We start from the raw sequence: 21,325 nt of genomic DNA on the forward strand, positions 1-21,325 counted from the left end.
ATGGAAGATATTGAAGCGCGCCTCCAGCGCATCGAAGAGATGCTTGTGCCCCTGAGCCGGTCGGCTGAGGCCGCCAATGAACTCAAACGCGACCTGGAGCCGAGGGTCAACGAGGCGGTCAGGGCCGTTATCATCGAGCTGGCCGAGGTCGAACCGGATTTTCAGATAGAAGATCTGCTGTTTTTGTTAAAAAAGATGGCCAGAAGCACCCGGCATCTCACCGATGCCCTGGATCTGCTCAACAAGGGTATTGACCTTCTGGATGTGAGCGAGCCCCTGCTGCGCGACAGCGTGCCCCAGTTCATTGAAAGCCTGGACCGCATGGAAAGAAACGGGGTCTTTGCCCTTGGACAAAGCCTTCTGGATGTCATGGAAGAATTTTCAAAAAATCACAGCCGCCAGGACATCGACAGGCTGCAAAAGACCATTCTGGGGCTGATGCAGGCGGGCGTGAAGCTCTCAGGCGATCGCAGCCTGGAAAACCTTGACCGGCTGGCCGAAGTGCCGGACCTGCTGGATCTGGACCGGGTGGCAAAAGCCGGGATTTTGGATATGCTCAAAGCCCTGCGCGAAGACCGGGTCAGGCGCGGAATGGGAGTGCTGCTCAATCTGCTGCGGGCGCTGGGCGAATCGTTACAGGCGGATCAGCCGGGAAAAGCTTTCCGATCATCCTGATGCCCGGCATGGGTAAGGCCTGCCCGGTATCACTCTGAAACCTGCTGCTCCAGCCACTGCTTGATCAAATCCCGGATTTCCCGGACCCTGGCCAATTTTTCTTCTTCAGAGCCCTCAACCTTCGCGGGATCGGGGAAAGGATGGTGCAGACGTCTGGCAATTCCGGGATATATAGGGCAGTCGCTTTCCGAATCATCGCATACCGTGATCACGTGGGTGTAGATCCGCCCCTGCTTAAACAATTCAAATACGCTTTGGGGCTTTTTTCCGGACAGGTCAATTCCTTGTTCCTGCATCACAGTCGCTACAAGCGGGTTGACCGCCGAAGCCGGTGAAAAGCCCGCACTTTCCACAGCCAGTTTGCCGCCTGTCATCTTTTTGAGCAGCGCCTCTGCAATCTGGCTGCGCCCGGCATTGTGCCGGCAGATAAAAAGCACCCGGCTGTTTTCGTCCATTTCGGCATTTTCTGTTTTCATGTTTGGGTTATCCTTCTTATTTTAGTTGCAGTTGCCACTTTGAACTGTTGTCACACAAATGTAACCGGAAAATTATTGACTTCGTAGTTTCGCGAAATATAATAAAGTCAAACACAGCGTAAAAAAAGTTTTTACCGCTGTCAACGAAAATCGCCTGCGGTTCGGGAATCGACCGCAGAGCCAATCCCGAACAAAAACAAAAAAGGAGATTGCGCACATGAAAACCATGGCAAAAATTAAAATGACCCTGCTGGCGCTGGCCGTTGCCGCAGCTTTTGCAGCCGTCTGGGCCGCCCCGGCCGGGGCCCAATCCTCGGCCCTGAGCGGCAAGGTCGTGGTGGACGGATCAAGCACCGTCTATCCCGTTACCGAGGCGGCAGCCGCGGCATTCCGGGATGACTTTCCCAACGTCAATGTAACGGTTGCCATATCCGGGACCGGCGGCGGGTTTAAGCGGTTTGTCAGGGGCGATACCGACATCTCGGATGCCTCCCGGCCGATTAAGGCAAAGGAATTCAAGGCGGCCGCGCAAAACGGCGTGCGCTTCATCGAGCTGCCGGTGGCCATGGACGGGCTGTCCGTGGTGGTCAATCCAAAAAACGACTGGGCAGATGAGCTGTCCATCCAGGACCTGCAGGCCATTTATCTCGAGGACGGCACAGCGCGCAAGTGGAGCGATCTGGACCCGGCATGGCCGGATGAGCCCATCAAGGTCTATTCCCCGGGCACGGATTCGGGCACATTTGACTATTTCAGGGAAGTGGTTCTGCCTGAAGGCAAAAGTTTCCGGCCCGATATGTCCACCAGCGAAGATGACAATGTCCTGGTGACCGGGGTTTCCGGAGACCGGTACGCCATCGGCTATTTCGGGGCCGCTTATTATTACGAAAACAAAACAAAGCTCACAGCCGTGCCCGTTGTCAACCCCAAAACCGGCAAGGCGGTTCTGCCCGAGCCGGAAAACGTGATCAACGGTGATTATTTTCCCTTAAGCCGTCCATTGTTTATCTATGTTAATTTTAACTCCCTGCGCCGGCCGGAAGTGCGCGAATTTGTAAACTTTTACCTTGCCCATGATGATCGGTTCGCAACAGAGGTGGGATACGTGGCCGTTCCCGATGAAATCGGGTCCCGGGCGGAAAGCTTTTTAAAGCAGCGCCTGACGGGCACCACCTATATGACCCCGGAAATGGAAAAGCGCGAGGGCGGATTAAACGCCATCTACAAAAAAGAAAACCTGCTGGACACGAAATAAATGACATCCCAATCCACAGACCAGCGGCCGCCTGCGGATCTGCCCGGGGCACCCAACCCCAAACGGATGCGTTCGTTTCGGGCCCAGCGGATTCCGGGAAACGGGCATCATCGGGATACTGGCGGGATCGGCCCTGTTTTCCATACTGGTGACCCTGGCCATTGTCCTGATCCTCGGGATCGAAACCGCCCATTTTTTCGGCCAGGATGAGGTGAGCCTGGGGGAGTTTTTCGGGCAGGTGAAGTGGAATCCCCTGCTGGGGGCTGAAAAACACTTCGGCATCTGGCCGCTGGTCTGCGGCACGTTTCTGGTGGCGGGCATCGCCCTGATTGTGGCCGTGCCCATGGGGCTTGTGACCGCCATTTATTTAAGCGAATATGCCGGCAGCCGGGTGCGGGCTGTGGTAAAGCCGGCCCTGGAAATTTTGGCCGGCATTCCCACGGTGGTGTACGGATTTTTCGCCCTGGTGTTGCTGACCCCGGGGCTGAAAATGCTGCATGAGGGATTTGGCTCCTACAACGCCCTGGCCGCCGGCATTGCCGTGGGCATTCTGATTCTGCCCATTGTCAGCTCCCTGTCCGAAGATGCGCTTCGCGCTGTGCCATCGAGCCTGCGGGAGGGCGTATACGGGCTGGGGGGAACCAAGTTTGATGCGGCTGTCAAGGTCGTGTTTCCGGCCGCCCTTTCCGGGATCATTTCCTCGGTTCTTCTGGCTGCGGCCCGGGCCGTGGGAGAGACCATGATCGTTGCCCTGGCCGCGGGCAGCACGCCCAGGCTCACACTGGACGTGCGCGAGGAAATCCAGACCATGACCGGGTTTATGGTCCAGATGGCCCTGGGGGACGTGTCGAATTTCGGGGTTGAATATTTTTCCATGTACGCGGTGGCCGCCACCCTGTTTGTGATTACATTCATACTGACGATTCTCGGGGCGGTCATCCGGAAACGGTTTCGGGAGACATACGAATAATGACGACAATTGCCCAAAAAGCCCCGGATGTCATCTCTGATCCCGGACGCATGCAGGCGGTGCGGCGCTCGGTTGCCGGGCGTCACCGCACCGAGAGATGGTTCAGGCGCATCTGTTTCGGGATCACCGCCTTTGCCGTGCTGCTGCTGGTGCTTTTTCTGGCCGCCATCCTTTATAACGGCATCGGGACCCTGTCGCAGCACTTTCTTACTGCACCGCCGGGCCCGGATCCGTCCCAAGCGGGATTTTATCCCGCCATCTGGGGGACGGTCTGGCTGCTGGTCCTGGTGGCGGTTTTTACCCTGCCCCTGGGGATTGCCACGGCCATTTTCCTGGAAGAATTCAGGCCCAGGAGGCAATTGCTGCGCCGGGCACTGGCATTTGTGCAGGCCAATATCACCAACCTGGCCGGAGTGCCCTCGGTGGTTTACGGTATCGTGGGCCTGACCGCTTTTGTCTCCATGTTCCAGCTCTTTGGCAGTCCCAACAGCCCGGCCTTTGAAATGGGCATCCAGTATTATGATCAGTTCTACAACCAGGCCGGCGTGGTGATGCTCGTGCCTGTCAACAGGCCGGATGCGCCGTATACGGACCCGGAGCAGGGCATGACGGCAATGACACCGGAAGGCGAGGGCTTAAAAGTTCATGTCATCGACGCAGACGCCCCCTGGCCGGAAGATGAGACTCTTTCCGCACGAACCCTCCGGGAAAACGACATGGCCGGCCGGATTGACCGCCGGCAGTGGTATTATTTCCGGATTCCGTTCGGCCGCGGGGTTCTGGCCGGGGCCCTGACCCTGATGCTGGTGATTTTGCCCATTGTGATCATCTCCGCTCAGGAATCGCTGCGGGCTGTGCCGGACTCCCTGCGGGAGGCCGCCCTCGGTCTGGGGGCCACGCGCTGGCAGGTGGTGCGCCGGGTCACGCTGCCCTCGGCCCTGCCCGGCATCATGACCGGCGCCATTCTGGCCATCAGCCGGGCCATCGGGGAGGCCGCCCCGCTTTTAATGATTGCCGGCATCGTGTTTATTTCCAATCCGCCGGGCCATTTAATGGATGATTTTACAGCCATGCCCCTGCAGATCTTCAACTGGGCCCAGCGGCCCCAGGCTTCGTTTCATGAAATCGCCGCCAGCGGAATCATCGTTTTGCTGGCTGTTTTGCTGACTTTTAATGCTGCGGCCGTGCTGATCCGGCAGAAATTTCAGAAACCGCTTTCATAAAAGAAAGCCAAAACCAAAAAATGAATGCAATGATGCATACAGACTTTCAGAAACAAAAAGCAGCCGGGGATGAAGACGCCGGCCGGGACGCGTCCCCGGCTGTTTACATGGAAAATTTCAACGCCTGGTACGGGACTTTTCATGCTTTAAGAGATATTGATCTGAGCCTGTCCAAACACCGGGTTTCGGCCTTTATCGGCCCCAGCGGCTGCGGCAAGAGCACGCTTTTGCGCTGGATCAACCGGATGAACGACACCATATTGACGGCAAGGGCCGAGGGGCGACTGACCATGCATGACATTGATGTGCTGTCGCCCGCCACCGACGTGGTGGAGCTGCGCCGCCGGGTGGGCATCGTGTTTCAAAAGCCCAACCCGTTTCCCAAGTCGGTCTACGAAAACGTGGCTTTTGGCGTGCGCATGCACATGCGCGTCACCCGGCAGGAGATGGACGAGCTGGTGGAGTGGTCCCTTTGCCGGGCCGCACTCTGGGACGAGGTCAAGGACCGGCTGCATGATTCGGCCTTGAGCCTTTCGGGCGGGCAGCAGCAGCGGCTTTGCATCGCCCGGGCCATTGCCGTGGGACCGGAGGTGCTGCTCATGGACGAGCCCTGTTCCGCCCTGGACCCCCGTTCCACGGCCGCCATCGAGGATCTGATCTGGGAGCTGCGAAAGGCCTACACCATCGTGATTGTCACCCACAACATGCAGCAGGCCGCCCGGATCAGCGATTACACGGCGTTTTTGTATACCGGCGATATTATTGAATATGGCACCACCGAGAAATTGTTTCAAAACCCGGACAAGCCGGAAACCCAGGACTACATTACCGGCCGGTTTGGATAAAAAAAGGAAACCGCATTTTATGTCCACCCGATACCGAAACGAAATCAACGAGATCCGAAACAGCCTGGCATCTCTTGCCGGCCGCGTGGCCGACAACGTGAACCGATCGTTTGCCGCAGTCATTGCCGCGGATGCGGCCGCCGCCCGTGAGGTGATCCGGGCCGAGCACGAAATCAACCGAAAGGAGGTCGGCCTGGAGGAAGACTGCATCCGGATGATCACCCTGCACCAGCCCGTGGCCGATGATCTGCGGTTTTTGCTGGCCACACTGAAGGTCAACCACGACCTGGAAAGAATCGGGGATCTGGCCGCAGGGGTTGCCAAGCGCATCCATGTGGTGACGCCCCAAGACGCGGAGCCTTTCCAGGAGGCCCTCCGGCATCTGACCGGCGACGTGGAAACCCGGCTCCGGCAGAGTGTGGCCGCATTTTTTGCAGCAGACCACAAGGACGCCACCCGCATCTGGATCGGCGATGATGCCGTGGATAACGTGGCCTCGGCCCTCTACGATGACATCCGGCAGACGATTTTAAAACAGCCGCAGCAGGCCCGGGCTTTTTTCACCCTGCTCGAGATCGCCCAGCGCATTGAACGTCTGGCCGATCATGCCGCCAATATCGCCAAAAACGTCATATACCTGGCCTTAGGCGAAATCGTGCGCCACCGGATGCGGGAATTCCGGCGGGAGGCATTGGGGGACAAGCCCAATGTCCTGATGGTGTGCGTGCACAACAGTGCCCGCAGCCAGATGGCCGCGGCCTGGATCAATCATCTTTACGGCGAGCGCGTGCACGCTGAAAGCGCCGGGCTGCAGCCCGGCCGGTTAAACCCCCTGACCGTGGAGGTGATGAAGGAAGTGGGCATCGATATTTCCGGGGCCCGGCCCAGGGACGTGTTTGAGGTGCTGCGCACCGGTCATCCCTTTTCCCACGTGGTGATGGTCTGCGATGAGACCAGCGCTGAAAAATGCCCGCCCTTTCCGGGTGTTCAGGAGGTACAGCACTGGGAACTGCCTGATCCGGCCGCCGGACAGGAGGCATCCCAGAAAATCGAAAATTTCCGGCAGGTCCGCGATGAGCTGCGCCGGCGCATCGAGGGCTGGGTGAAAGGTATGGGGTCGGTGTGGGGTATGGGGTCAAATCTTTAATCTTGACAATTTGTCGGCCATGTCCTCAAACGGCTGCTTTAACGCGGCATCCGATGCCGTTCTGAGGCGTAAGCGCTTTCGGGCGATGCTCACGGCGCTGTCGTCAATTCCACCGATGTTCAACCAGGCAACGGGCAAGTTCGAAAAGTTCCGCCTGATACGCGGGTAAAAGCGGGAAAAGATGCCCCTGGTCATCGTAGAGGTGCAGGGCTGCATCCGGGATGGTGGCGGCCATATGCCGGGCGAACTCCCAGGGGACGAACACATCCTGTTTTCCCTGAAACACATGGACCGGGCCCTCGATCTGGGTGAGGCTGAAGTCCCACGGCTTCCACTGGGTTTCCAGATCCTGGATCGCCCCCCGCGTGCCGGCGGCCATGCCTTCCTGCTGATTGCGGAGAAACAGGTCGGCGATTTCCGGGTTATCGAGTATTCGGCGATCGGGCTTCTTCATGTCCCCCCTGGCCAGTTTCAGGTAGAAATTGGGCAGGTGCAGGTCCGTCCATCGCATCACCTTGACGAAGCCGTTGAAAAGCGGGTAGTGTTTTTCCGAAAGCCCGGGGCCGTAAAGGTTGTGCGCCGCCATTAATTTTCGGCCATCCTCATATTCCCCGAAATTGGTATATCCGCTTATGGAAAAGACGAATCGCACACGCCGGGGCATGTGTCTGGCGGTGGCGAGCACCGGCGGCCCCCCGCTCGACCAGCCGATCAGGCCGAAGCGTTCGATCCCCAACTCATCGGCAAGCCGTTTCACATCATCGGCAAACGCCAGCAGAGGGTAGCCGTCGACAAAATCGGATTTGCCGAATCCGGGTCGGTCGAACACGATCAGCCGGAAGCCGTGTTCCCTGGCTTTTTCATGGAAAAACAGCAGCTCAAGGCGTGAGCCCGGATTTCCGTGGGCATAGAAAACGGGAATTCCATCCGGATCACCGCGTTCTATCCACGCCACCCGGCGCTGGTTATCCCATTCCAGATAATGCGGTGCTCCTTCGTCCATAGGCGTATCCGTTTTTTGCGCAATAGGGGTTTGTCAGCCTCAAAATCCGAATATTTTTATGCGGATTTCAAAGTCTGAGTTTGCCCCCCTTCACACATTATATCTTCTAAGAGATTCCTGTATTCCTTTATGGATTTCATACCAGAAATTTAATGCCGCTTCATTTTTATCTTCATCAAATGCTTTAATCCACTGGGTAAGTTCTTCGTCCGCTACGCCATCAACCGCTTGTTTCCTTTTTAAAAACTGATAAACAAAATCGATGCTTATGTTTGTTTCCCAGAATACGGAGGCGTTTCTGCTGTTAATTCTGCTGGCAGTAAGTTGGTTGACTTTTTGGAACTCTTCTTTTTTTCCGAAAAGATGGCCCACAATATCAGGAAGCATCTCTTCGGCCCATTCTCTATGAAACCGGCACATCCCCATGTTATCCATAACCAGTTCCTGCTTAAATCTTGCTGCATTTAACTGGCCAAGCGTTCGCGGCGGAAGAAAATCCCCGCCATAATACATGTAGTATTTTCCCATGATCGCCATTGGCGACAGGACGCCGGGCGTCCAGTACTGGTTCGGCACCATCCAGCCTCTTCGTCCAAAAGCGGTGTAGAGGAATTTCTGCGTCATGTCTTTTTGTTTCTTCATGGATATGCGGTGGGCAAATCTCCTTATACCGCGGTGCAAATCCAATACACCCCGTTTTTCGACAATAGCGTTTAAAAGTTCAACGCCCACTTCGGCATTGTGCAGGGAGGTTTTGACGACATCAAAATTTTCATGATCGAATATGGGCGTTTTGGAAACACCCAATTCTTCCGGCGTAAATATCCCCTCAATTACCGATTCCATCAGCCAGCTCAAAACTCCGCCGATAGAAATGGCATCGAATCCGTACATATCGGCGGTGTGATTTAGTTTTTCGGCGGCGCGCTGGTCAAATATACCGCATAGCGGCCCTAATGTCTGGTAAGGTTCGTAGTCTTTTTTGTACTCTCCGCGCATTTTTTTACATACGGCAGCACATGGTTCACCACAGTTTTTCTGGCTTTTCGTTTGGATGGTTTCTTCATTGAATTGCTTGAGGTAGTGTTCTTCAATAAAGTGTTTTTGGATTTTATTTCGTTCTTGCTCTGTCATGTATATCGTGCGGTAGTTGAAGGCCAGAATCTTGTCGCCCATTGTGGCGTAGTTGACGCCAAATGTGCCGCCTGTTTGAAACTTGGGTTCAAAACGGTATTTGGTCGTGGCTTCGATGTCTTTTGCCGCCAGTTTCTTTTCATAGCGATCCTGAAACCATTCGTCCGCCACTTTTTTGTTGATGAAATCTTCTGTAATGTGTGTGCCGCCATAAATGACGGCGGCTATGCCATGTTCCCTGAAAAGTTTTGACCCCAGGCCGCCGCGGCCGGCCCAGGTATCCACACGGGTCAGTTCCCCTTTTTTGATGGGAACCGAACCAATTGCGCCGATATCACTGGCTTCGGCTGCCGGGCCGACTGCAAGTATCCGGGGATCAGATTTATATTTGCCGCCGAATCTGTCATAGGTATAGTCCATCAGAGAATAGATGCCACCTCTTCCTGAATGCCACACTTGCCGGACGTCAACGGGTTCTATTTCAACTTCAATTTCCTCTCCGTGTGTCCGGTTCAAAAACAATATCGATGGCGCAGGGGCTTTGCCTTTAATTGAGAGCTGGTTGATGCCAAGATTGTCAAAAACCAAACCGGCCCCGCCCATGGATGATATAAAAAATCCACCCCAACAGGGCGAGAAACCGGTGAAAACCAGCCGGTTCGCACCGGGAAAAACAGAGCCGGCCAGAAGGCCTGTTCCGAAATTCAGGCTGTTGAATTTGCCTGACAGATAAAGGCCGAGGTCAACCGGTCCGAAAAACCTCCCAACCGGATAGCGCTTCATCTTATAAAACCCTGATTCTGCATCTATGATAAGTGTCTTTAAATTTGTCGTCATAAGAATCTAACCTTCATTGCCTTTCTTTTTGCATCGTCAAAGGAACCGTTTTGAGAGTTTTTCCTTTATGAATGTTAAGGATCAAAGATACTGTTCCCGGAATTTACTGGAACCCCTTCGTGCCGTATCGGCCATGGACTTCAGTTGGGCGGCGTCGCCATCGAGGTCTTGAAAAGCATAAGGGTTGAGGAACTGTCGGCCCCACAGGAACGCACGATCGGTAGCGATGAGGTCAGCTTCGGCGCACACGGCATCCCAGTGATCGATGATGCAGGTGAGTTGGTGCGCTACAATGGCAACTCGGGATCATAGAGGGGGATGGCGTTTTTTCGAGCAAGATAGCTCTTGCCGTAGTTGAAAATCAGATACTCGCCATCATCCGTCAGCTTGCCCGCCACGACCGGATCGACGGCACCGGGCAGCCATACCCAGACAAAGGCTTCCGTGTAAGGCGCTTTAGAATTCATCGTCCACCGACTTTCCGGGCTTGCGCACGGCGCTCGGTAACAAGGCCAGCTTGTCATCGGTGCGGGCGACATGAGTGGTGAGCGAGGTGCGATCCGCATCGAACAAGGCGATGCCAACCAACGCCGCCACCTCGAAAACAAGCCCGACGGCAACGCTCAGCTCGCCCTTTTCGATCTTCTGGAGCGTCGCCCGCGAGATACCGGCGCGTTCGGCAAGCTCGTGCTCGGTCCACTTGCGCTGCTTGCGCCCGAGCTGGATTTGCCTGGCCAGCAAGGTGGCGGCCTCACGGGTATATCGGGAATATGTTCTGTCTTTTGCCATCTGACCCGCCTAAATCGACCAATATAATGATTACAAAAATATTTTATGACTATTTTTTTAGCCATCCCGTAAGCAAAAGTCAAGCACAATTGACAGCCTCGCTTTGCTCCGAAAAAGTGGCCGACATGGATCTGAAGGGATGTGACGGCGGGGTGACCCCATTACACATAAATTTGACAATAACGTGATTGTATGTTTAAATTATAAATATGAATAAAAAGGACAGCAAAAAATTACTTCAAATCGGAGAAATTGCAAAAAAAGCAAGGACTTCAGTAAGAACGGTCCGGTATTATCTTGAAGAGGGCTTTATTGAAGCCGCAGACAGAAGCAGGGGCGGATTTTACCTGTTCGAACCCGAGGCCGCCGAAACCGTGTTCTTTGTACAGAAACTCAAGGATGCCGGCCTGGCTTTAAAGGATATTAAGAAAATCTACCGGGCCAGGCGGGATGGAAAAACCGGTGATAAGGCTTATCCAGAGGTATTGAAGCATCTTGAAACGCAGAAAACCCTGGTGGAACAAAAAATCGCTGATTATCAGCGATTGAAAACCGAAATCGAAGAAGCGATAAAGCTGATGCGGCAGTGCGACGGCTGCCGCATCAAACCTTGCCGGCAAAACTGTGAAGCCTGCACCGTAGTCACCTCCAGAAAAAAGCTCCCCTTACCGCTGAAGGCAATATTTTAAGCAGGCCAGCAGCAAGCATTCGGGGCCTCCCCGCATCCGGATTTGCCATCTGAATCGGGAATGAATATTTTTTGAAATTAAATATACAATTACGTAACTATTGAAAGAGGAGGGCTTTATGGCGCGCTTAAATCAAATGACAGAACCGATGCGAACCCACATTGCGGACTTACCATGTCCGCAATTTGACACAACCCCATGGACAGCCGGCACTAAACTGGAAGAACAACGGGTTGCCATTGTGTCTACGGCCGGGCTTCATAAAAGAGGTGATCGGCCGTTTCAGGGGATAGAGGGCGATTATCGGATTATTCCGGGCAATACTATGGCAAATGAACTGGTGATGACCCATGTCTCCACCAATTTTGACCGGACCGGCTTTCAGCAGGACTGGAACGTGGTCTTTCCCCTGGATCGTCTCCGGGAACTTGCCGACGAGGGCATTATCGGAAGCGTGGCAAATTATCATTATTCGTTTATGGGGGCAGCAGATCCTTCGCAGATGGCTTCCCATGCCGAAAACCTGGCACAACTGCTGAAGGGAGACGGGGTGAACGCGGTGCTTCTGGTGCCTGTCTGACCGTTTTGCACGCGCGCCGTGGGCGCGCTCGCACACTATCTCGAGCGGGAATCTATCCCCACCACGCAAATCAGCCTGATTTACGAACACACCGAAAAAATACGCCCCCCGCGGGCGCTGTGGGTGCCGTTCGAGCTGGGGCGGCCTTTGGGGACTCCGGAGAATGCCCAATTCCAGAAAAAAGTGCTGCGGTCGGCTTTGGAGCTTCTCGAAGCTGAACAAGGCCCCGTATTGGCGGCTTTTGAGCAAGAGGCCCCGGCATCCGGCAGCGAAAAGTCTGCTGAAGCAGATGCCTGGTCCTGCCCGGTGAATTTTTCACCTCCCCGGCAGGAAGAGACAGACTCGGAAGAACGGGTATCCGCATTCAAACGCGAAATGGCCCAACTCCGCCCCTGGTACGATCAGGGCATGGAAAAACGCGGTCGTACGGCCATGACCGATTTCGATCCGGAAACCGCAGCGGCAATCCTCTCCAATTATTTGCTGGGCGAACATGTTGAAATTCCGGGCCAGGACATATCACTGGCCGTTGCCCTTCGTCTGGCCGCCCAGGATTTGAAGGCTTTCTATTTCGAGGCCGCAAGTTCGCGGCCCGGTGCCCGGGCACCAGATATCGGCGAGTTCGCTGAGTGGTACTGGAACCAGACCGCAGCGGGCTGGATTTTAAAAGAGATACAGAAGAAATGTGCCGGCGAGCAGGACAAGGACCTCCGGCTGACCGGGAAAATGTTTCTTGTGCCGGCAGGGCAAAACGCCTGAATGCCGTCATTTTTGCAGGCGTCTTGATGCGCTGTTAGATTAAAAAGCAACAATGATTTGTATCTGTAAAAAGGAGGCCCTAAATGAGTGGAAAATCACATCTCTATGTTTTATGGACCAATGCGGATGCAGTAACTGCCGAAAAAATGGTTTTTATGTATACCATCAATTCCATAAAACGCCGATGGTGGGAAAGCGTCACCCTGATTATCTGGGGGGCAACCGCCGGGCTGGTATCTGAAAATGTCGATATTCAGAAAAAAGTAAAGGAAGCCAGAGAAGCCGGGGTTCATGTGTCAGCCTGCAAGGCCTGTGCGGATCAGCTCGGAGCAACCGAGATACTTGAACAGCTCGGGATCGAAGTCAAGTACTGGGGCGAGCCGCTGACAGGGATTTTAAAGAGCGAAGAGGCGTTGCTCACAGTTTAAGAAACCAGAAAGGGGTCACCCATTAAAAGGCCGGGGTCACCCATTAAAAGGCCGGGGTCAAGAGAAAAAACTCCCCCATTCAAAAAAAATTGTCATTTTTTTTGAATCGCCATTTCTAGCTGATCGCTTCCTCACCGCACCCGTTATTTCTCGGGTGTATTATGTCAGCTGTGCTGCACCAGTCACCCATCAGGATTTAGGCCGCTCCGGTTTTGAGAGCTGCAAGACAGCCTCTGTTCGGAAGGCCCTTTCCGCATTTAGCGGACCAGAAAATCTTCGGTTCCATACCGTGTTCAATTTGCAAACCGCGTGGCTTGGTTACCAACCCATTGTGACTCACGGCATGGGCAGCAAAAAAACAAGCAGCTGATTTATGCTGAGCGGGGCGGCTGCCAATCAAACCTCGTGGATTTTTCATCCAACCCCAGCCTTGGTTCACCGCCCCGGTCAGACCTTATGAAAATAGTTTAGCCGAATCGAATGGCACTCCGTCTTTCATGATGTAATACGCCGCTTTTGCCAGCTTGTGCGACAAAGCCCCATGGGCCACCATCCGGTTTGTTCTATGCATCTTTCGGTTAAAATAACTGCGGGCAGATTCATCATAGCGCCTTGCCAGCTCGGCGGCTTCAGAAAAGGCCCAGCAAAGATATTTGTTTCCATTTTTTTTGTTCCCCTTGCCCTTTTGCTTGCCATTGCTGGTCCATTTGCTGTTGACCTTTCGGCAGTATGAGACATAATTGCCCGCTTTTGGAAAACGCTCTATGGGGCCGCTTTCCAGCTGGATTGTCAGACCCAGTATTTTTCCCACGCCTGGCATTGAAAGCAGGTGTCTATAGTTGCTGGTAAGCATTGCTTTCTTTTCAATCGCTGACTCAATGTCTCGTATTTTTCTAGTTAAAAAATCGATCGTTTCCTTGCTGGCTTTGCCGCTGAGGGCTATATCTTCGTTATCCTGCAGCAAGGGTTGAACCATATCTTGTTTAAGTCGTTTGACATCATTTACATTGATCCGATGCCCGCAATTTCTTGAGATAATGTTTTGCAGACTGATAATTAGCGAACTGCGGGTCTTCACGAGATGCCCTCTTTTTCGAAGCAGATCCCGGAATGGCCGCTGCTCTTTGGGGTATATATAGCCTTCCGGCAAAATACCCAGCCGCAGCATTTCAGCCAACCAGAAAGCATCATGATTGTCATCGCAGTGCTTGAGTCCTTTGTAGGTGGTTATGGCTGAAGGATTTGCCAGATGCACTTTATATCCATTTTCCATAAGCAGATCCACTAGCCAATACCAGTTATAGGTTGATTCGACCACAATACCGGCAATGTCATGTTGATAAGGATTCAAGGTGTTAAGAATCTGTTCCGGTTGATTGTGAAGTTTTTTTTTGAAAATGCGCTTGCCATAGTTGTCGATGATGCCCAGGTAATTGTTGTTTGAATGAAGATCAAAACCTGTGTACAATGTCATTGTGCACCTCCTTTTTGTTAGGGTTGTTTGTTTTCTCTTTTTCCAACCCAACTTATACCAAAATCGTTCCGGTATAAAGGAGGTGCCTTTTATATGATTATCAAATCTTTAATCTTGATAATTTGAAAAGGGCAGAAAGTGGCACCCCTTATTCTTGACAATTTGTCAGCTACATCCTCAAACTGCTGTTTTAAAGCGGTATCCGATTCCATCCTGAGGCGTAACCGCTTTCGGGCGATGCTCATGGCGCTGTAGTCAATTCCACCGGCAAGCCTTCCCATCTCAGCCTGGGAGATATCGCTAACCCGGTATAAAAGTTCCATTAACATGGCGCGATCCTTTGTGTTTTTACCCCGCCGACAAATTTCATCTTCGTCTTTTCCGGGAATTGGTCTTCCTTATTTGTCAAAAATAAAGATTTGACCCCTTTTTCTCACGCATTCAATGCGAAAAATAGTTGACATCGTCAATTAAAGTTCATAATGTAAAAGTACAAGCAGGCAGGAACGCGGAATTTTTTCCGGGGCAAAGGATAATACTTTTGCAAAAGAGCGTTTGTAAAGCCATCGAAGGGTAAAAGACAATGTTTTCAGAGATTGGCAGCACCCTTGCCGCCATTGCATGGCATTTTGGTCCCAAGGGCCTGAACGGGGAATGCTGTGAAGATCTTTCCATGCCCGAGTTCATTGCCCTGGACAAGGTGTCAGCCACCCGGAACTGTTCCGTGCAGGAAGTGGGGCGCAGTCTTGGTTTCAGCAAAAGCGGGGCCACAAGAGTGGTCACCCGACTGGAAAAAAAGGGCTACATCAAAAAGCTAAAATCCCGTCAAGACGGCAGGGTATGCTGCATTGAACCCACGGACAAGGGCCGGGAAATGCTTCGGATGGCAGATCTGCGGTATCAGCAGCAATTTGAAGCGCTTTTATCCAGGTTTCCGTGGGAATCCAGACAGAAAATCAAAGAGGTTTTTTTCCGGGTGGCCGGGGCAGTGAAACAGTAAATTTTTTTTGGATAAATGGTTGACATTGACAACTTTTAAGAGGGCATAATGAACAATCTTTTTACTTCGCTGAAATATTTTGCAGTCATTACCGCTGAGCTGACAGTCCTTTTTATCGGAATTAGCGCAATTGTGGCCCTGATTTTAATGTATATTCCCCGTGACCGCCTCCGGCAGTGGCTTTCCAGGCGGGGCATTTTCGGCAATTTCCTTGCCGGCATTGCCGGGGCATTGACCCCGTTTTGTGCCTGCTCCACAATCCCCATGACGCTTGGTTTTCTCAACGCCGGGGCGCCTTTTGGTCCGGTCATGACATTTGTGATCGCATCCCCGCTGCTCAACCCCATTATTATCGGAATGGTTGCGGTTCTGATGGGCTTAAAAGCCTGTCTGATCTATTTTACAGTTACTTTTGCGGGCGCCATTTGCTTTGGAATCGTTCTGGAGAAGACCGGAGGCGGCCGGTATGTAAAAAACGTCCGGGTAAAAGGGGGGTGCTGCGACAGCGGAGAGCCGGAAATTCCGGCGGCTTTTCCGGATAAGCTGAAAAGCGCTTTTGCTTCTGCCTGGACCGATTTCCGGGGGGTGCTGATCTATCTCCTGGTCGGCGTGGGGATCGGGGCTGTGATTTACGGATATATTCCACAGGAATGGATCGTGACAGCGGCCGGGCCCGACAATCCGCTGGCCATACCGATTGCCGCGGTCATCGGGGTCCCCTTGTACATCCGGGCCGAATCGGCCATTCCCATCGGACTGGCTCTGGCTGAAAAAGGCATGAGCATGGGGGCGGTGATTGCACTGATCATCGGCGGCGCGGGTATGGCGATTCCGGAGATGACCATGCTGGCAGGAATATTTAAAAAACGGCTGGTGGCTTCATTCGTGTTTGTTGTTTTTGCAACCGCGGTGATCGGCGGATACGCATTTAATATGATATTGTAACCTACATCAGGTGTAAACCCTGTCAAAAACAAGGAGGCAAGTTATGGCCGAAGAAAAGAAAAAAGGGTTGCTGCAGAAAATTTTCGGAAGTAAACCCAGCTGCTGCAGTGTCCAGCTCGAGGACGCAGAGCAGGAGAACCAGCAGGAGGAATCGGAAAAAAAGCAGAATGAAGCCGGCCGGGGGTGCTGTTCGCCGCGCAATGAATCCGGAAATTTGCGCTGATCCGGAGATCTGAGAAAAACCGGCCGCCGGATTATAGCCGGCGGCCGGAACTTAGCCCCGGTGGTTTTTATGTTGACAAAGTGAATTTGAAAGCATATGTTTCATTTAGTTGATTTGCTAATTGACTAACTAAAAAATTTCAAACCATAATTTACATTGGATCATGCAAGGAGAAAAAAATGAATGAACAGGTCAAGGCATTGCTGGATGACGAGGGGTGCTGCTGATGAAATCTTTACTCAACAAAGTACCCCGGTATCTGTTTTTCACCGGCAAAGGCGGCGTGGGCAAAACATCCATGGCCTGTGTCGCGGCCCTGGGCCTGGCAGAGCAGGGCAAACAGGTGCTGCTGATCAGCACGGACCCGGCATCCAATCTGGATGAGGTGCTGGAAACATCGTTGTCTTCGGAACCCGTGCCCATACCGGCCGTTCCCGGCCTCTTCGCTTTGAATATCAATCCCATTGACGCGGCTGCGGAATACAAAGAGCGCATGGTTGGACCGTATCGCGGAGTTCTGCCCGATGCGGCTGTCGCTCAGATGGAAGAACAGCTTTCCGGGGCATGCACGGTGGAAATTGCGGGATTCAACGAATTTTCCAAGCGCCTGGGAGATGATACCACCATGCAGGCCTATGATCATATTGTGCTGGATACGGCCCCCACCGGCCATACCCTGCGCCTGCTCAACCTGCCGTCTGCCTGGAATGACTTTATCGCCTCCAACCAGACCGGCAGCTCCTGCCTTGGGCCCATTGCCGGACTCAAGGAACAGAAAATCATGTTCGAGCAGGTGGTGGCAGCCCTTAAAGATCCGGAGCGGACCCTGCTGGTCATGGTTTCCAGAGCTGAGGGCATGTCGTTTCAGGAAGCCTGTCGCGCAAGTTCAGAATTGGGTGAACTTGGATTGAAAAACCAGCATCTGATTATCAACGGTGTATTCACGCCTGCTTCCGATGACCCTGTTGCCATGACCTTTGCTGAAAAATCATCTATAGCCATGGCAGCTATGCCAAAAGAACTCCAGGCTATGCCGTCAACTGTAGTGCCGTTCCGGCCTGCCGGTGTCATGGGGATAAAAGCTCTGCAAAGTGTGTATCAGGGCCATACCGATGAGCTGACATCCGATAGAATCCAGCAGATGGATGAGCAGAAAGATACGGTGTTAAGCCGGGCCGGGCAATGGCCGGATTTTTTCAAAGAACTGGAAGCAGCAGGCAAAGGGGTGATCATGACCATGGGCAAAGGTGGTGTCGGCAAAACCACCATGGCGGCCGCTATTGCCGCTGAACTGGCAACCCGGGGACATGAAGTGATCTTGTCCACCACAGATCCTGCGGCCCATGTGGCCCAGACCATCGGAGAGGACCTGCCCAACCTGACAATAGAGCGCATTGACCCCAAAGCAGAAACCGATCGATATGTGACCAATGTGCTGGAAAAAAACCGCAGCATCCTTTCCGGCGATGACATGGCCCTGCTGGAAGAGGAGATGCGCTCTCCCTGTATCGAGGAAATTGCGGTGTTCCAGGCCTTTGCCCATACGGTGGCCAAAGGGGAAAACAAATTCGTGGTTCTGGACACCGCCCCCACCGGCCATACCCTGCTGCTGCTGGATGCCACCCAGTCTTATCACCGGGAGGTGGCCAAATCCGTGGATGAGCTGCCGGAAGCGGTTAAAACACTGCTGCCCCGGGTTCGGGATCCGAAATTCACCAAGGTGCTCATCGTGGCCTTGGCCGAAGCCACGCCCACCCATGAGGCATCAGCTTTGCAGGAGGATCTCCAAAGAGCAGGCATTGAGCCTTTCGGCTGGATTGTGAATCGTTGTTTTGCTTTTTCAGGAACCCGGGATCCGGCGCTCTGCGCCAAGGGTGCGGATGAACTGTTCTATCTGAATGAGATCCTTGACCGCCATGCAAAAAAAATGGTTATTTCTCCATGGGTGGCCAGGGAATTGAACGGTGCGGAGAATTTGCGGTATTTGTATGCGGTTGAACAATAAATTAACACAAGGAGATTCAAAAGAATGGAACAGGACAAAACAGCAGGAATCAGTTTTTTTGAGAAGAATTTGACGGTATGGGTGGTGCTGTGCATGGTTGCAGGGGTGTTGATCGGAAAGTTTCTTCCGGCGATTCCCGAAGTATTGTCGAAATTTGAATACGCAAAAGTGTCCATTCCCATAGCGGTTCTGATCTGGTTGATGATTTATCCCATGATGATGAAGGTGGATTTTGCCAGCATCAAGGATGTGGGCAAAAAGCCCACAGGCCTTTTTTTAACCTGGGTGGTGAACTGGCTGATCAAACCTTTTACCATGTTCGGTATTGCCGCGTTTTTTTCTACGTGGTGTTCAAGGCCCTTATTCCGCCGGATCTGGCCAGGGATTATCTGGCCGGCGCCGTACTTCTCGGGGCAGCCCCGTGTACGGCCATGGTCTTTGTCTGGAGCCATCTGACCCGAGGAAATCCGGCATATACCGTTGTTCAGGTGGCCACCAACGACCTGATCATCCTGGTTGCCTTCACCCCCATCGTGGCGCTGCTGCTGGGTGTGGGCGGGTTCATCATCCCCTGGAACACCCTGTTGCTTTCGGTTTTTCTGTTTGTGGTGATTCCCCTGGCAGGAGGTATCATCACCCGGAATCTCGTTATCAAGAACAGGGGGGAGGACTATTTCAACAATTCTTTTATCCCGAAATTCAATAACATTACCATTGGCGGGCTGTTGCTGACCCTTGTGCTGATTTTCTCCTTTCAGGGGGATGTGATCCTGGGCAACCCGCTGCATATCGTTCTGATTGCCGTTCCCCTCGTAATACAGACCACGGTGATTTTCTTTATCGCGTATCTGGCGGCAAAAATATTACGGTTGCCCCATAATGTTGCGGCCCCGGCAGGCATGATCGGTGCTTCCAATTTTTTTGAACTTGCGGTGGCCGTTGCCATCACGCTGTTCGGTGCCTCATCCCCGGCTGTTTTGGCCACCATTGTCGGTGTGCTGGTGGAGGTCCCGGTGATGTTGGCTCTTGTACGTTTCGCTAACAATACCCGCCATTGGTTTCCTGCCGGATCAACCGGCGCTGATCAGAAAACGAAGATATCCAGTAACTATGACACGGCCATCGCCGAGCTTATCGAGGATATGAAAGGGCTGAAACAGATGATAAAAAAGCAGGATTCGCTGATTGATAAATATATAGAGCGGATTAAGGCGTTGAAAAGGTTTCAATGAGCGAAAGGTCGACATTCTGAAAGAGTAGCATGGGGCGAGAATGAACTCGACCGGGATGATCGGTGCTTCCAATTTTTTTGAACTGGCAGTGGCCGTTGCCATCACCCTGTTCGGTGCGTCATCTCCGGCTGTTTTAGCCACCATTGTCGGTGTGCTGGTGGAGGTCCCGGTCATGCTGTTTCTGGTCAAAGTGGCAAACCGCACAACCCACTGGTTTCCTACTCAATAACATATAAAAACACATTTATAAAAAGGAGAATCCCATGTTTAAAAATTTTATTGTAGCCACGGATATTTCGCCCGCATCCTTTGCAGTGGTAGAAAGCCTGAGCGGATTAACGGCCTATGGTGCCGAGCAATGCCTGCTTCTTCAATGTCTGAGCTTTGGCGATGCATCATCGACAGCGTTGGCCTATGATGTTGAGCCGCTGAAACAAATGCTGAATGAACAAAAAGAGAGATTACAGAAAGACGGCTTTGTGGTTGAGGCCAGAACTGTCTATGGAAGTCCCAAGCAAGAGATCAATCGCATTGCGGTCGAGGAAGATTATTCCCTGATTGTGGTGGGAGCGCAGGGCCACTCTCTGGTGGAGGAAAAACTGCTTGGCGGAGTCGCCTACGGAATCATCAATAAAACCGTAAAACCGGTTCTGGTGGTGCCGGTTGAAAAAAAACAGGGGGAAGAGGATGCATGCGAGGTAATGCGCTGCAGCTTCAAGGATCATGTTTTGTTTGCCACAGATTTTTCAGAGATCGCTGATAATGCTTTTACTTATGTTGAACAGCTGGTGGCGGATGGGGCCCGGAAAGTTACTTTGATTTATGTCCAGGATAAGGACATGATAGAAGGGTATCTGGAAGAACGGTTGGAAGAACTGAAAAAACACAGCCAGGACCGCCTTGAAAACCTGAAACAGGTTCTTTTGGAAAAAGGCGGGCCCCAGGTCGATATCCAGGTCGGTTATGGTTCACCTTTTCAAGAGATCAGCCGTCTGGTGGAGGAGGACAATGTGCAACTGGTGGTCATGGGAACACAGGGCCGCGGCTTTTTGGGAGAGTTCTTTTTGGGCAGCGTAAGCCATAACGTGGCACGTCATTCTGTGGCACCGGTATTGCTGGTTCCGGGTCTTCGGTAGAAGAGATCATGTATCTGACCGCCATGACCCACCGGGATGAACTGTTCAATCTCACCATGCGATGGATGAACGATGATTTTCATCCGGATGACGGAGAAAAGATTTCCCGGATATTTTTGTATGAAAGTGCGGTCTCTGCAATGGTCCTTGACCGGATTATTCAATTTTTGAACCGGCTGTACCAGGGACCGCTGCAAATGGAACGGATCCATCGGAAATCGGATTTGCGCAGACAATTGATTGCCCACCGGCCCGGACAGAATCCCCGCATGGATGAACTGGCCAAAGAATTCAATGAAAATCCCACCTATTTTTTCCCCCAGCTGCTGCAGTATCGAGCTCGAGGACGCAGAGCAGGATAACCAGCAGGAGGAATCGGAAAAAAAGAAGGATGAAGGCGGCCGGGGGTGCTGTTCTCCGCGCAGTGAATCCAAAGGTTTGCGCTGATCCGGAGATCTGAGAAAAACCGGCCGCCGGGCTCTATCCGGCGGCCGGAACTT

General features: G+C 52.9%; 24 protein-coding genes and 1 pseudogene. 18 read left to right on the top strand and 7 right to left on the bottom strand.

Annotated elements, in window-relative coordinates; translation table 11 throughout:
* Entirely contained in the window at positions 1-675 is a 675-nt protein-coding gene (locus U5L07_09540; protein ID MDZ7831979.1) for a DUF1641 domain-containing protein, read from the top strand.
* A 29-nt stretch (positions 676-704) separates the two neighbouring features.
* On the opposite strand, the gene U5L07_09545 is transcribed toward U5L07_09540, so the two are convergent.
* The gene (locus tag U5L07_09545) at positions 705-1,151 is read right to left on the bottom strand and encodes an arsenate reductase ArsC (GenBank protein ID MDZ7831980.1); all 447 of its coding nucleotides are present in this window, start codon (positions 1,149-1,151) and stop codon (positions 705-707) included.
* Positions 1,152-1,368: 217 nt separating this feature from the next.
* Between U5L07_09545 and U5L07_09550 the strand changes: the two genes are divergently transcribed.
* The 5 genes from U5L07_09550 to phoU all read left to right on the top strand — a co-directional run bounded on the left by U5L07_09550 (position 1,369) and on the right by phoU (position 6,591).
* A complete protein-coding gene (locus U5L07_09550) occupies positions 1,369-2,406 on the top strand; it encodes a PstS family phosphate ABC transporter substrate-binding protein (protein MDZ7831981.1) in 1,038 nt (345 codons plus the stop codon).
* A 118-nt stretch (positions 2,407-2,524) separates the two neighbouring features.
* Entirely contained in the window at positions 2,525-3,376 is an 852-nt protein-coding gene (gene pstC / locus U5L07_09555) for a phosphate ABC transporter permease subunit PstC (GenBank protein MDZ7831982.1), read from the top strand.
* Entirely contained in the window at positions 3,376-4,599 is a 1,224-nt protein-coding gene (locus U5L07_09560) for a PstA family ABC transporter permease (protein MDZ7831983.1), read from the top strand. The genes pstC and U5L07_09560 overlap by 1 nt, the downstream gene beginning before the upstream one ends.
* A gap of 107 nt (positions 4,600-4,706) precedes the next feature.
* A complete protein-coding gene (gene pstB / locus U5L07_09565; GenBank protein MDZ7831984.1) occupies positions 4,707-5,444 on the top strand; it encodes a phosphate ABC transporter ATP-binding protein PstB in 738 nt (245 codons plus the stop codon).
* A 19-nt stretch (positions 5,445-5,463) separates the two neighbouring features.
* Complete coding sequence (gene phoU / locus U5L07_09570) at positions 5,464-6,591, top strand: phosphate signaling complex protein PhoU (GenBank protein ID MDZ7831985.1); 1,128 nt, start codon at positions 5,464-5,466, stop codon at positions 6,589-6,591.
* A 103-nt stretch (positions 6,592-6,694) separates the two neighbouring features.
* On the opposite strand, the gene U5L07_09575 is transcribed toward phoU, so the two are convergent.
* From U5L07_09575 to U5L07_09590, 4 genes are all read right to left on the bottom strand, one after another.
* Positions 6,695-7,594 (bottom strand): alpha/beta hydrolase, encoded by a 900-nt coding sequence (locus tag U5L07_09575; GenBank protein MDZ7831986.1) that lies wholly within the window; start codon positions 7,592-7,594, stop codon positions 6,695-6,697.
* 90 nt (positions 7,595-7,684) lie between these two features.
* Positions 7,685-9,565 carry an aldehyde ferredoxin oxidoreductase N-terminal domain-containing protein gene (locus U5L07_09580; GenBank protein ID MDZ7831987.1) on the bottom strand — a complete coding sequence of 627 codons (1,881 nt, stop codon included), beginning with the start codon at positions 9,563-9,565 and terminating at the stop codon, positions 7,685-7,687.
* A gap of 287 nt (positions 9,566-9,852) precedes the next feature.
* Complete coding sequence (locus U5L07_09585; GenBank protein ID MDZ7831988.1) at positions 9,853-10,032, bottom strand: hypothetical protein; 180 nt, start codon at positions 10,030-10,032, stop codon at positions 9,853-9,855.
* A complete protein-coding gene (locus U5L07_09590; GenBank protein MDZ7831989.1) occupies positions 10,022-10,354 on the bottom strand; it encodes a helix-turn-helix transcriptional regulator in 333 nt (110 codons plus the stop codon). Before U5L07_09590 ends, U5L07_09585 begins: the two co-directional genes overlap by 11 nt.
* A gap of 209 nt (positions 10,355-10,563) precedes the next feature.
* Between U5L07_09590 and U5L07_09595 the strand changes: the two genes are divergently transcribed.
* The 3 genes from U5L07_09595 (at position 10,564) to U5L07_09605 (ending at position 12,810) form a co-directional block, all read left to right on the top strand.
* Positions 10,564-11,043 (top strand): MerR family transcriptional regulator, encoded by a 480-nt coding sequence (locus tag U5L07_09595; GenBank protein MDZ7831990.1) that lies wholly within the window; start codon positions 10,564-10,566, stop codon positions 11,041-11,043.
* A gap of 118 nt (positions 11,044-11,161) precedes the next feature.
* A complete protein-coding gene (locus U5L07_09600) occupies positions 11,162-12,382 on the top strand; it encodes a glycine/sarcosine/betaine reductase selenoprotein B family protein (GenBank protein ID MDZ7831991.1) in 1,221 nt (406 codons plus the stop codon).
* A gap of 83 nt (positions 12,383-12,465) precedes the next feature.
* Positions 12,466-12,810, top strand: a complete 345-nt coding sequence (locus tag U5L07_09605; GenBank protein ID MDZ7831992.1) for a DsrE family protein — start codon at positions 12,466-12,468, stop codon at positions 12,808-12,810.
* Positions 12,811-13,264: 454 nt separating this feature from the next.
* On the opposite strand, the gene U5L07_09610 is transcribed toward U5L07_09605, so the two are convergent.
* Positions 13,265-14,335 (bottom strand): IS110 family transposase, encoded by a 1,071-nt coding sequence (locus tag U5L07_09610; GenBank protein MDZ7831993.1) that lies wholly within the window; start codon positions 14,333-14,335, stop codon positions 13,265-13,267.
* A gap of 38 nt (positions 14,336-14,373) precedes the next feature.
* Positions 14,374-14,607, bottom strand: coding sequence for a hypothetical protein (locus tag U5L07_09615; protein MDZ7831994.1), 234 nt, complete (start codon positions 14,605-14,607; stop codon positions 14,374-14,376).
* A gap of 260 nt (positions 14,608-14,867) precedes the next feature.
* On the opposite strand from U5L07_09615, the gene U5L07_09620 reads away from it, so the two are divergent.
* From U5L07_09620 to U5L07_09660, 9 genes and pseudogenes are all read left to right on the top strand, one after another.
* Positions 14,868-15,284, top strand: a complete 417-nt coding sequence (locus U5L07_09620) for a MarR family transcriptional regulator (protein MDZ7831995.1) — start codon at positions 14,868-14,870, stop codon at positions 15,282-15,284.
* Between the two features lie 48 nt (positions 15,285-15,332).
* Entirely contained in the window at positions 15,333-16,229 is an 897-nt protein-coding gene (locus U5L07_09625; GenBank protein ID MDZ7831996.1) for a permease, read from the top strand.
* Between the two features lie 43 nt (positions 16,230-16,272).
* Complete coding sequence (locus U5L07_09630) at positions 16,273-16,452, top strand: hypothetical protein (GenBank protein MDZ7831997.1); 180 nt, start codon at positions 16,273-16,275, stop codon at positions 16,450-16,452.
* A 226-nt stretch (positions 16,453-16,678) separates the two neighbouring features.
* Positions 16,679-18,457 (top strand): arsenical pump-driving ATPase, encoded by a 1,779-nt coding sequence (gene arsA, locus U5L07_09635; GenBank protein MDZ7831998.1) that lies wholly within the window; start codon positions 16,679-16,681, stop codon positions 18,455-18,457.
* A 24-nt stretch (positions 18,458-18,481) separates the two neighbouring features.
* Positions 18,482-18,913: a hypothetical protein gene (locus tag U5L07_09640; GenBank protein ID MDZ7831999.1), complete on the top strand. Its 432-nt coding sequence runs from the start codon at positions 18,482-18,484 to the stop codon at positions 18,911-18,913.
* Positions 18,805-19,689 (top strand): arsenic resistance protein, encoded by an 885-nt coding sequence (locus tag U5L07_09645; protein ID MDZ7832000.1) that lies wholly within the window; start codon positions 18,805-18,807, stop codon positions 19,687-19,689. Before U5L07_09640 ends, U5L07_09645 begins: the two co-directional genes overlap by 109 nt.
* Positions 19,690-19,744: 55 nt before the next feature.
* A pseudogene (locus tag U5L07_09650) lies at positions 19,745-19,918 on the top strand (arsenical-resistance protein).
* Positions 19,919-19,952: 34 nt separating this feature from the next.
* Entirely contained in the window at positions 19,953-20,825 is an 873-nt protein-coding gene (locus U5L07_09655; GenBank protein MDZ7832001.1) for a universal stress protein, read from the top strand.
* 8 nt (positions 20,826-20,833) lie between these two features.
* The gene (locus U5L07_09660) at positions 20,834-21,187 is read left to right on the top strand and encodes a hypothetical protein (protein MDZ7832002.1); all 354 of its coding nucleotides are present in this window, start codon (positions 20,834-20,836) and stop codon (positions 21,185-21,187) included.
* Positions 21,188-21,325 lie beyond the last annotated feature (138 nt).

The sequence above is a fragment of the Desulfobacterales bacterium genome (assembly GCA_034520365.1).
Classification (GTDB): Bacteria; Desulfobacterota; Desulfobacteria; order Desulfobacterales; family Desulfosalsimonadaceae; genus M55B175.

Bases quoted from the DNA above. Each gene is read 5' to 3' on its own strand.
- U5L07_09540 (MDZ7831979.1), top strand. From the start codon at position 1: ATGGAAGATATTGAAGCGCGCCTCCAGCGCATCGAAGAGATGCTTGTG.
- U5L07_09545 (MDZ7831980.1), bottom strand. From the start codon at position 1,151: ATGAAAACAGAAAATGCCGAAATGGACGAAAACAGCCGGGTGCTTTTT.
- U5L07_09550 (MDZ7831981.1), top strand. From the start codon at position 1,369: ATGAAAACCATGGCAAAAATTAAAATGACCCTGCTGGCGCTGGCCGTT.
- U5L07_09560 (MDZ7831983.1), top strand. From the start codon at position 3,376: ATGACGACAATTGCCCAAAAAGCCCCGGATGTCATCTCTGATCCCGGA.
- pstB (MDZ7831984.1), top strand. From the start codon at position 4,707: ATGGAAAATTTCAACGCCTGGTACGGGACTTTTCATGCTTTAAGAGAT.
- phoU (MDZ7831985.1), top strand. From the start codon at position 5,464: ATGTCCACCCGATACCGAAACGAAATCAACGAGATCCGAAACAGCCTG.
- U5L07_09575 (MDZ7831986.1), bottom strand. From the start codon at position 7,594: ATGGACGAAGGAGCACCGCATTATCTGGAATGGGATAACCAGCGCCGG.
- U5L07_09580 (MDZ7831987.1), bottom strand. From the start codon at position 9,565: ATGACGACAAATTTAAAGACACTTATCATAGATGCAGAATCAGGGTTT.
- U5L07_09585 (MDZ7831988.1), bottom strand. From the start codon at position 10,032: ATGAATTCTAAAGCGCCTTACACGGAAGCCTTTGTCTGGGTATGGCTG.
- U5L07_09590 (MDZ7831989.1), bottom strand. From the start codon at position 10,354: ATGGCAAAAGACAGAACATATTCCCGATATACCCGTGAGGCCGCCACC.
- U5L07_09595 (MDZ7831990.1), top strand. From the start codon at position 10,564: ATGAATAAAAAGGACAGCAAAAAATTACTTCAAATCGGAGAAATTGCA.
- U5L07_09605 (MDZ7831992.1), top strand. From the start codon at position 12,466: ATGAGTGGAAAATCACATCTCTATGTTTTATGGACCAATGCGGATGCA.
- U5L07_09615 (MDZ7831994.1), bottom strand. From the start codon at position 14,607: ATGGAACTTTTATACCGGGTTAGCGATATCTCCCAGGCTGAGATGGGA.
- U5L07_09620 (MDZ7831995.1), top strand. From the start codon at position 14,868: ATGTTTTCAGAGATTGGCAGCACCCTTGCCGCCATTGCATGGCATTTT.
- U5L07_09625 (MDZ7831996.1), top strand. From the start codon at position 15,333: ATGAACAATCTTTTTACTTCGCTGAAATATTTTGCAGTCATTACCGCT.
- U5L07_09630 (MDZ7831997.1), top strand. From the start codon at position 16,273: ATGGCCGAAGAAAAGAAAAAAGGGTTGCTGCAGAAAATTTTCGGAAGT.
- arsA (MDZ7831998.1), top strand. From the start codon at position 16,679: ATGAAATCTTTACTCAACAAAGTACCCCGGTATCTGTTTTTCACCGGC.
- U5L07_09640 (MDZ7831999.1), top strand. From the start codon at position 18,482: ATGGAACAGGACAAAACAGCAGGAATCAGTTTTTTTGAGAAGAATTTG.
- U5L07_09655 (MDZ7832001.1), top strand. From the start codon at position 19,953: ATGTTTAAAAATTTTATTGTAGCCACGGATATTTCGCCCGCATCCTTT.
- U5L07_09660 (MDZ7832002.1), top strand. From the start codon at position 20,834: ATGTATCTGACCGCCATGACCCACCGGGATGAACTGTTCAATCTCACC.